Below are 8,763 nucleotides of genomic sequence, written 5' to 3'. Positions count from 1 at the left end.
ACCCAGAACCCAGAACCCAGAACCCAGAACCCAGAACCCAGAACCCAATAAAGACATTCCACATAACAGAACATAAAAAGAAAAGACAATGACTAGAAAATATTTCGGCACCGACGGTGTACGCGGCAAAGTGGGTGAATACCCAATCACACCTGATTTTGCTTTAAAACTTGGCTGGGCGGCAGGACGAGTGTTATCTCGACTTGGCACAAAAAAAGTGATCATTGGTAAAGATACCCGTATCTCTGGTTATATGCTGGAATCGGCTCTTGAAGCCGGTTTGTCGGCGGCGGGCATTAATGCCATTTTAACCGGACCATTACCCACGCCAGCGGTAGCATACTTAACCAAAACCTTCCGTGCAGAAGCGGGCATTGTGATCAGCGCATCACATAACCCGTTTTACGATAACGGCATTAAGTTTTTCTCTGCAGAAGGTGAAAAATTGCCGGATGAGGTTGAATTAGCCATTGAAGCTGAACTCGACAAAGACATCGAATGTGTTGACTCTCACTTACTGGGTAAAGCGCAACGGATGGATGACGCCGCAGGACGTTATATTGAGTTCTGTAAGGGAACTTTCCCCTCGAAACACTCTCTTGCAGGCATGAAGCTTGTCGTTGACTGTGCTAATGGCGCGGCTTATCACATTGCACCAGAAGTGTTCAGTGAATTGGGCGCAGATGTTACCGTTATTGGCAATAAACCAAACGGTTTGAATATCAACGACAAATGCGGCGCTACATCGACCGGTTTACTACAGAAAACGGTAGTAGAAAGCCAAGCCGATATGGGCATCGCGCTTGACGGCGACAGTGACCGTATCATGATGGTAGATAGCCAAGGCAAGGTTATCGACGGCGATCAAATCCTATTTATATTAGCCAAGCAAGCGTTGATTAACGGCCAATTAAAAGGCGGTGTTGTTGGTACGCTAATGTCAAATCTAGGATTAGAAGTGGCCTTGGCTAAGCTGGGTATTCCGTTTGTGCGTGCGAATGTGGGTGACCGTTACGTAATGGAGCAATTACTTGATAAGGGCTGGTGGCTGGGTGGTGAAAACTCTGGCCATGTGATTTGCCGTAATTTGGTGACAACAGGAGATGCAATCGTTGCCGCACTTCAGGTATTAAGTGTTGTTGTAGAGTCTGGTAAAACCATTGATGTGCTAACGGCTGAAATGCCAATGATGCCGCAAAAGCTGGTTAATGTACGTTTCAACAGCCAAACCGCACCGCTAGAAAGCGAAGCGGTAATCCAAGCGGTTAAAGACGCCGAACATGCCATGGGGGTTGGCACAGAAACGCCAATTGGCCGTATATTGCTGCGTAAATCTGGCACAGAACCACTGATCCGCGTAATGGCAGAAGCTGAGACTGATGAGCTTGCGGATAAGTGGTCTGCTCATATTGCTGAAGCAGTAATTGCTGTTGGCATGTAGAGTAAAGAAGTGACTCAGGGCTTACGCATAGAGATAATGTGTGAGCCTTTGTTTTTTAAAATAATGTTAGATAAAGATATCTGTCCCCCTTTTCTTTCTTCCTCTCCCCAAATACTTAAACCCCGCCATATCATTAATTGTAGCTAGCGCAGTGTAATTAATGTCGATACATTGACTTGTGTTGGTAATCTAGAGTTGATGCTTAAAACCATGTTGACCATACTGTTGATAGTTCTGCTGCATTTATAGAAATTTTCACCTATACCTTGCTTAAGGTTGCTTGGGTTATTGGTTTGATCCAGATGAGCAGTCTAAGTCATATTTCTGTTTTCATCATCTATCGACAGGTGAAGTGTGCGGTGATTTAGAAGGCCCTGAGGCCAACTTAAAGAAGTAACGCCATAAAAACACCAACAAGCTCTTACTTGGTATCAAAAATATCAACTACCACTTAGTGTTGTATGGTTGGCTAAGGGAATATCCTAATTATATTTCGTGATATAGGGGAAGCATATTGAAATAAAAAGTTTCAATATTATATGCTAATTTGATTACTAACTTTATATTTGCACTGTTTCTATATGCACCAAAGTGCTTTTGGGGTTTGTGTCTTAATTCTTTAGTAAAACATAAGCTTATCTTATGTGAGGTCACATTTCATTTACGAGGTTATTTGCTCGTATCTTTTTTTCAAAGCAATAACAAGTTCATTTATGGGGGGGTGATATGTTCTTGCTGTTAGAGTTGCTTGAACATATAATGCTTAGAATAAAGGTTGAGTAGAAGTTAAGCACAATTGCCTGTGAATAGCGCTTGTGGGAGCGTAGCCTAAGGGCGGTAGCTTGTTTTAACCTTCGTTTTGATTGAAAAGTAGACAGAATTGATGGCGGACTCACAAGATATTATGTATAAATCCAAATGGTTTGATTCTTTGGAGCGATTAAAGCTAAAGCACAAAGAGATCGCTGAAAGATTAAAAGGTCAAAAGGTATGCTTGTTAGATGTACCACTATATTACAATGTTGGTGATCACTTAATTTATCAAGGTACTGAGCAGTTTTTCAACGACTATGGCGTGAACATTATCCATAGGGCTTTTTATGACAATTATTCTCCTAAGAAATTAGAAGAGAGTGATGTGATATTATTGCATGGCGGTGGTAACTTTGGGGATTTGTATCCGACCCACCAGAAATTAAGAGAAGATATAGTAAAAAAATATACTAATAAGAAAATTATTATATTGCCTCAAACAGTGAAATATCAAAACGAAGATAATAAAATAAAAAGCTTGAAGTTATTTCAAGAACACCCCAACTTAACATTTTATGTTAGGGATAAAGTTAGCTTTGAGTTAATGAAAGAATGGGTGAGAGATGTTCATTTGATGCCAGATATGGCTCATAGCTTACACCCACTTGTAGATAAACTAGAGATTTTTGATTTAGATGATAAAGCTAAAAGAGTTCTCTATCTAAAGCGAGATGATTTAGAAAGCTCAGGAAGTTCCTCAGCAGATAATATTAGAAAAAGAAGCTTTGATTGGAATCAAATGATTTCATTAAATGATTATGTGATTTTAAAGGTAGTTAAGACGTTACAACCAATGCCAATAGTCAACCAACGTCTTAACGAGAAGTGGAAAGTACATTCTCAGAGTTTAATGTTTAGAGCTATCCAATACTTCTTAGCGCATGATATAGTTTATACTGACCGTTTACATGGATTTATACTTGCATATTTGCTTGGTAGAAAAGTCTATTTCTCTGATAACTCCTATGGTAAAAACAGTACATATTTTGATGCTTGGATTGAGCCTAACGATCTAATTGAGTGGAAATAAGCAATACGGTATGAGCTCAAGCTCATACCGTAAACTATATTTGTAGGTTCGAGTTTGCGTTCTAAATCATTTAAAATTGCATCACTATCAGTTTGTGCACGTGGCCTTAAAATATTAAGTGGCCCTATTACACTATTGGTTGTATCAAAACAGTTAAGCCTTGAAGAGATCAGCTTTTATTATACATTCTTTAATTTGCTTGCAATGCAGCAACTAGCTGAGTTAGGAATCGGTCATACACTGAAACAATTTGTTGCTCATTCTTATAAGGTTAATAAAAATGGATGGAGAGATGAGTCCAAACAAAAAATAAAAGATTATATTTTGTTTGGTATTAAATGGTTCTCGTTTATAGCCTTATTTATACTTGTTTTTGTAGGTTATGGTGGAGAGTTATTTTATAGTACTTATAGAGGCGATATTGATTGGAAAACGCCTTGGTGGATAATAATTATTTCAATGGCATTTTTTACATTGTTAACGCCATTGATATATTATTTGGAAGGCACTCAAAAGCAAGTCGTTGTTTATAAGGCTCAGTTAATATCGTCATTAATTAACTCGTTCGTTATTTGGATTAGTTTATATAATAACTTAGGTCTATTGAGTATATCAATCGGGCTAATACTATCCAATATTACATTGTATTTTATTCTCATTTGTAAAGAGAAGAAACATATAAGTAACCTGCTATTAGTCAAGTCTATAACGAGCACAAAAGAAGTCTTTGTTGAGTTGTGGCCGTTACTTTCAAAAGTCTCCATAGTATGGGGGTTTGGTTTTATTTTCTGGAATGGTTTCAACTTAATATCTTTTCAAATTTTTGACCCAGAATTGGCGGGTAAGATCATTTTTAGTTTTACACTTGCAAAAGCAGGTTTTAACGTAGCAGAATCAGTTATTTATTCACAGATGACGATTTTTGGGAAGAAGATTTCAGATGGTGATTTCAAACAAGCTTATGAGATCTTTAAGAGGTATAGAAAAATATCATTTATAATACTTATCTCTGGCTATGTTGCTTTTGTTTTCGTAATGTATTTTATTCCAAATCTATTTGTTTTTGAAAAAATAGTATCAATAAGTTATTTAGTACAGATTTTTGCATTTTTTACAGTACTTCTATATTTGACAACAAATAATAATTTTATTCGTTGTTTTAAAGTGGAGCCATTTACGAAAGTTTCCGCGTATCATAGTATTACTGTACCTTTGGCATTCTATATATCATCATTAATATATCCTCAAGTCTCTTTCATTTTGTGCACTTTAGCATTAATGATTTCAGTTGTTTGGGCATCTAAAATTTCAAAGAGATATTTAACAGGTCAAGTTGTGTAATGAAAAAGCTCTCATATATTTCAAATCAAGTTATTCCATCGAAAAGTGCTGAAAGCATATTTGTTGCCAAGTCATGTGATGAGCTTGCTAGCAGATTTGACATTCAGGTTTTATGTCCTTATAGGAAAGATTTTTATATAGAGTCTGATGTAAAGCAACACTACTCGCTTAAAAACAATCTTAATATAAAAAAACTACCATTTTTTAGTACGTTAAAAGGAAAATATGCAATATTCCACTTAATGGCAATGTTACATATTATAAAACACAAAACAGATTTGGTATATTCTCGTACCGTTATTGGTGCATATCTTTCAACGTTGATTGGAAAGGATTCAATATTAGAATTGCATTCTTTACCTCATGAGAAGTCTGTTGATGGTAAATTACTTCGGCTAATTGCCAATCATCGACGTTTGGTGAAATTTGTTGCAATTTCAGATGCGCTAAAGCAAGACCTTTCAGATATTTTTGGTATTGCAAAAGACAAAATACAAGTTGAGCATGATGCTACTGATGTTAACCCTCTTGTTAATTGCGTAAAAGAGGAGAGCAGTAACACAACAATCTTGGGTTATGTTGGTTCACTCTATCCAGGCAAAGGAATGGAAGTTATTTCAGCTATGTCAAAATTGGGAGATTTTGAAAATGTTGAATATCATATATATGGTGGTTCAGAAGACGAAATAAAACATTGGCAGGGAAAGTGTTCGAAAAATGTAATTTTTAGAGGCTACATTCCTTACAGGAATATATTCGATGCTATTAATACATTTGATATTTGTCTTTTGCCAAATCAACCATCTGTTTTGTGTGCAGGTTATAATAACAATAAGAGTAATAAAACAGATATAGGAAAATATACATCACCGATGAAAATGTTTGACTATATGACTTCAATGAAGCCAATTATTTCCTCAGATCTACCAATTTTAAGAGAAGTACTAAACGAAGAAATTTGCTATTTTGCTCCTCATGATAATTATGATGCTTGGGTTAATCAGGTTAAATATATAAATTTAGAGCAGTTAGAAGCACAAGAAAAAGCAAGAAAAGCACAGAAAATCTGTATTGAATATTATAATTGGGCTTCAAGAATGAATAGGGTTTTGGGTCATAATGGGTAAGGCGAAGAATTTTTTATTATTCTTTTTTTGGATGTTTCCTATAACATTTACTTTTTTTCCAGTTGGTAGTGGTAAAATCGTATCTGTCTATTTTATCTTATATTTGGTATCGAATTTAGACCTGAATTTAAAGTCGATGTTAAACAAGGCTGTTTATGCTTTAGTTACATTGATGCTTTATTTTACGTTACTAACGCTCATTAATAATATAAATGATTTAACTTTACCATATTTATTGCTTTTACATATTGTTGAGTTTATACCCGGTGCTGTATATTTTTCCTATTTATTGCAAAAAAGGGAAATTTGTGATGAAACGATAGCATTGTACTTAATGTTTGCAGGTCTAATCTTATCTATTTCCGTATTTTTACTTTTAGCTAGTCATCAGTTACGTATTCTTTCTGATACTTTTATTCCAAGTTATGGCAATATTGATGCAATGAGAGTGAGCAGAATAAGAGGGCTGTCAAACGGAGGGGGAGCAGATCATTCTGTACAGTTAGCCATAACAAGTATCGGTGCTCTTTATCTGTTTAATAAGGCAAAAAGTTCGGCCAGTAAGCTTTTATATTTAGTCTGTGCTATCATTACTATTGGGGCCGTATCATTTGTAGCAAGAACTGGACTTTTAATTGTAATTTTATTTTTATTCGTTTCAATTGTTATTTTTAATAAGGAAAAAATAAAAGGCTCTATTTTAGTGATTTTTTCCTTCCTGGTAATATTATTATCAATGCCTTTTATTATTCCTTTATTGGATAATATGACAGGGGGAAGCTTCTCTTCTAATACTCTTCCATGGATAAGTGATTTATTCTCTGTTATCACCGAGGGGCGAATTAATCAATCGAATAGTCATTTATTAGAAATGCTATTTTTACCTGATACACTTACGACGTTTTTATTTGGTCAAGGTTCTTATTCAGATTTTGGCTTGTATCAATATTCAGATTCAGGTTATGTGAAGTTTATATTTTCCTTCGGTGTTTTTATCACATTTCTATTTGTGTTCTTCATTTTAAGCTTATGCTTTAAAGGTTTCACCAGCCGTTCTGAACTTGATAAGTTATTGTCAATTTTTATAATGATTATGCTAGTTATGACAATAAAAGAACCATTTTTGATTAAAATTGGAACTGTGCATATTTTATATTTATTACTATTTAAACTACATGTAAGTACTAAGGCAATTAATGAATAATAATAGTATCGCGTTTGTGTTACCTGATTTTCGAGGTGGGGGCGCGGAGCGTGTAATGATTACTTTAGCGAATTACTTATCGCAAACAACAACGGTGTATTTCTTTGTAGGTAACAAATCTGGGGAAAATGCGTCTTATGTGGATTCTGCTATTCCTGTGATAGAGCTTGGTTGCTCCGGCATTAAGTCTGTTTGGAAGCTAAATTTATTAGCAAGAAAGTATCAGGTTGCAAGTATGATGGGTACATTAAATATGGCCCATGCTGTGTCTCTTTCTAATATATTTCTCCGAAATAAATGTAAGACGATAGCTAGAATTGGTAACACAATTTCGACTGATTTAAATAATCACAAAGGAATAAAAAAACTTATTCAATATTTATATCAATATAGTTTAATCTTTTCTGATGAGATTGTTGTACAGTCTGAGTATATGAGAAAAGATTTAGTCAGTATGCTAAACAGCTCAACTGTAAAGAAAAAGGCTAAATTAATTTATAATCCGATTAATCATGAACGTGTAAATAGCTTATCTAATGTCGATATAAGTCAAGTTATTGATGAGCAAGATTTGATTACTATTGGTAGGCTAGAACAACAAAAAGACATTGAAACTACTTTAATTGCTTTTTCAAAGTACCTTAAAGTAAACCAGACTTCTAAACTACATATTTTTGGTAATGGTAGTTTAAGACTGAAACTTGAAAGGTTGACAAGCTCATTGAATATTACTGATAATGTTATTTTTCATGGCTATGTAGAAAATCCTTACCCATACATTAAAGCTGCAAAGTTTTTAGTTATGTCTTCTTTATATGAGGGGTTTTCAAATGTAATTTTAGAGTCTTTGGTCTTAAATACTCCAGTCATTGCTTCTGATTGTCCTGGTGGAAACAGTGAAATTATACAATCTGGAATAAATGGATATTTATTTAAAGTTAAAGATAGTAATGATATGTATGAAAAAATATTATTAGCAGATAGTACAGAATTTTCTATTCATTCTTTAGATAATTATCATGTTGGTACTATTGCAAGGCAATACAAAAAGGTAATTTTTGATGAGTAAAATAGTTATTTTTGACTTGTGTGGAACTCTTTATAAGAGTAATACAACTTTTGATTATATTAAATATTATCATAAGAAGAATAGAAATTCATTTAGCTATATTTATCTTATATTTTTAACTYCAATTTTTGGAAAGGTATTAAATCGATATTTTAAAGTTTCTTTAAGAAAAGCAGCACTGAAGACACTTGTAGGCGAGACGAAACACAATTTAGATGTGTATGCCGAAGAATTTGCTTCAGATTTTTTATGTGATAAAAAGATCATATATGTTCATGATAGTTTGATTACTAATATAAGTAATCCTGATATTGATGTAATAATTGTGTCAGCTTCAATTGATCCTGTTGTTAAAGCTGTATCTTCATTATTAGGTGTCGAATTTAAGTCAAGTAAGCTGGATTATAATTCTGAAGGTTTTTTTACAGGTACACTTAAGCTTGATTTAAAGGGTAATAAAAGTGAGTTGTTTGAAGCTAAACAAATAGCCTGTGTATATACTGATAATTTTGATGATTATCAATTGTGTCTCAAGTCTGAACGTTCCATTATTTTAACTAAAAGAAAAAATCTATCTAGGTGGAACCATTTGATCGAAGCCGATAGAATGAAGGATTTCAAAATTGAAGTTTATTAATTATTTTCCAATCGGTTATACGTTTAAATCTAGAATAATAACTAAAGCTGAAAGGATTAGTTGGTTTTTGATTTTTCCTTTCTTTTTGTTTTTGTTCTCAT

General features: G+C 34.0%; 7 protein-coding genes. All 7 read left to right on the top strand.

What is annotated here, in order from left to right:
- Nucleotides 1-88: 88 nt before the first annotated feature.
- The 7 genes from glmM (at nucleotide 89) to L4D78_RS27705 (ending at nucleotide 8,662) form a co-directional block, all read left to right on the top strand.
- Nucleotides 89-1,441: a phosphoglucosamine mutase gene (glmM, locus tag L4D78_RS27735; RefSeq protein ID WP_428469911.1), complete on the top strand. Its 1,353-nt coding sequence runs from the start codon at nucleotides 89-91 to the stop codon at nucleotides 1,439-1,441.
- Between the two features lie 883 nt (nucleotides 1,442-2,324).
- Entirely contained in the window at nucleotides 2,325-3,284 is a 960-nt protein-coding gene (locus L4D78_RS27730; protein WP_428469910.1) for a polysaccharide pyruvyl transferase family protein, read from the top strand.
- 54 nt (nucleotides 3,285-3,338) lie between these two features.
- Nucleotides 3,339-4,625: a lipopolysaccharide biosynthesis protein gene (locus L4D78_RS27725; RefSeq protein ID WP_428469909.1), complete on the top strand. Its 1,287-nt coding sequence runs from the start codon at nucleotides 3,339-3,341 to the stop codon at nucleotides 4,623-4,625.
- Nucleotides 4,625-5,752, top strand: coding sequence for a glycosyltransferase (locus L4D78_RS27720; protein ID WP_428469908.1), 1,128 nt, complete (start codon nucleotides 4,625-4,627; stop codon nucleotides 5,750-5,752). The genes L4D78_RS27725 and L4D78_RS27720 overlap by 1 nt, the downstream gene beginning before the upstream one ends.
- Complete coding sequence (locus tag L4D78_RS27715) at nucleotides 5,745-6,956, top strand: hypothetical protein (RefSeq protein WP_428469907.1); 1,212 nt, start codon at nucleotides 5,745-5,747, stop codon at nucleotides 6,954-6,956. The genes L4D78_RS27720 and L4D78_RS27715 overlap by 8 nt, the downstream gene beginning before the upstream one ends.
- Nucleotides 6,949-8,025, top strand: coding sequence for a glycosyltransferase (locus L4D78_RS27710; RefSeq protein WP_428469906.1), 1,077 nt, complete (start codon nucleotides 6,949-6,951; stop codon nucleotides 8,023-8,025). Before L4D78_RS27715 ends, L4D78_RS27710 begins: the two co-directional genes overlap by 8 nt.
- Nucleotides 8,018-8,662 carry an HAD family hydrolase gene (locus L4D78_RS27705; protein WP_428469905.1) on the top strand — a complete coding sequence of 215 codons (645 nt, stop codon included), beginning with the start codon at nucleotides 8,018-8,020 and terminating at the stop codon, nucleotides 8,660-8,662. The genes L4D78_RS27710 and L4D78_RS27705 overlap by 8 nt, the downstream gene beginning before the upstream one ends.
- The last annotated feature ends 101 nt before the right edge of the window (nucleotides 8,663-8,763 follow it).

It is taken from the genome of Photobacterium minamisatsumaniensis (assembly GCF_050336695.1).
GTDB lineage: Bacteria > Pseudomonadota > Gammaproteobacteria > Enterobacterales > Vibrionaceae > Photobacterium > Photobacterium minamisatsumaniensis.
This window is presented reverse-complemented; position numbering and strand designations above follow the sequence as displayed.

Bases quoted from the DNA above. Each gene is read 5' to 3' on its own strand.
- glmM (WP_428469911.1), top strand. From the start codon at position 89: ATGACTAGAAAATATTTCGGCACCGACGGTGTACGCGGCAAAGTGGGT.
- L4D78_RS27730 (WP_428469910.1), top strand. From the start codon at position 2,325: ATGGCGGACTCACAAGATATTATGTATAAATCCAAATGGTTTGATTCT.
- L4D78_RS27720 (WP_428469908.1), top strand. From the start codon at position 4,625: ATGAAAAAGCTCTCATATATTTCAAATCAAGTTATTCCATCGAAAAGT.
- L4D78_RS27715 (WP_428469907.1), top strand. From the start codon at position 5,745: ATGGGTAAGGCGAAGAATTTTTTATTATTCTTTTTTTGGATGTTTCCT.
- L4D78_RS27710 (WP_428469906.1), top strand. From the start codon at position 6,949: ATGAATAATAATAGTATCGCGTTTGTGTTACCTGATTTTCGAGGTGGG.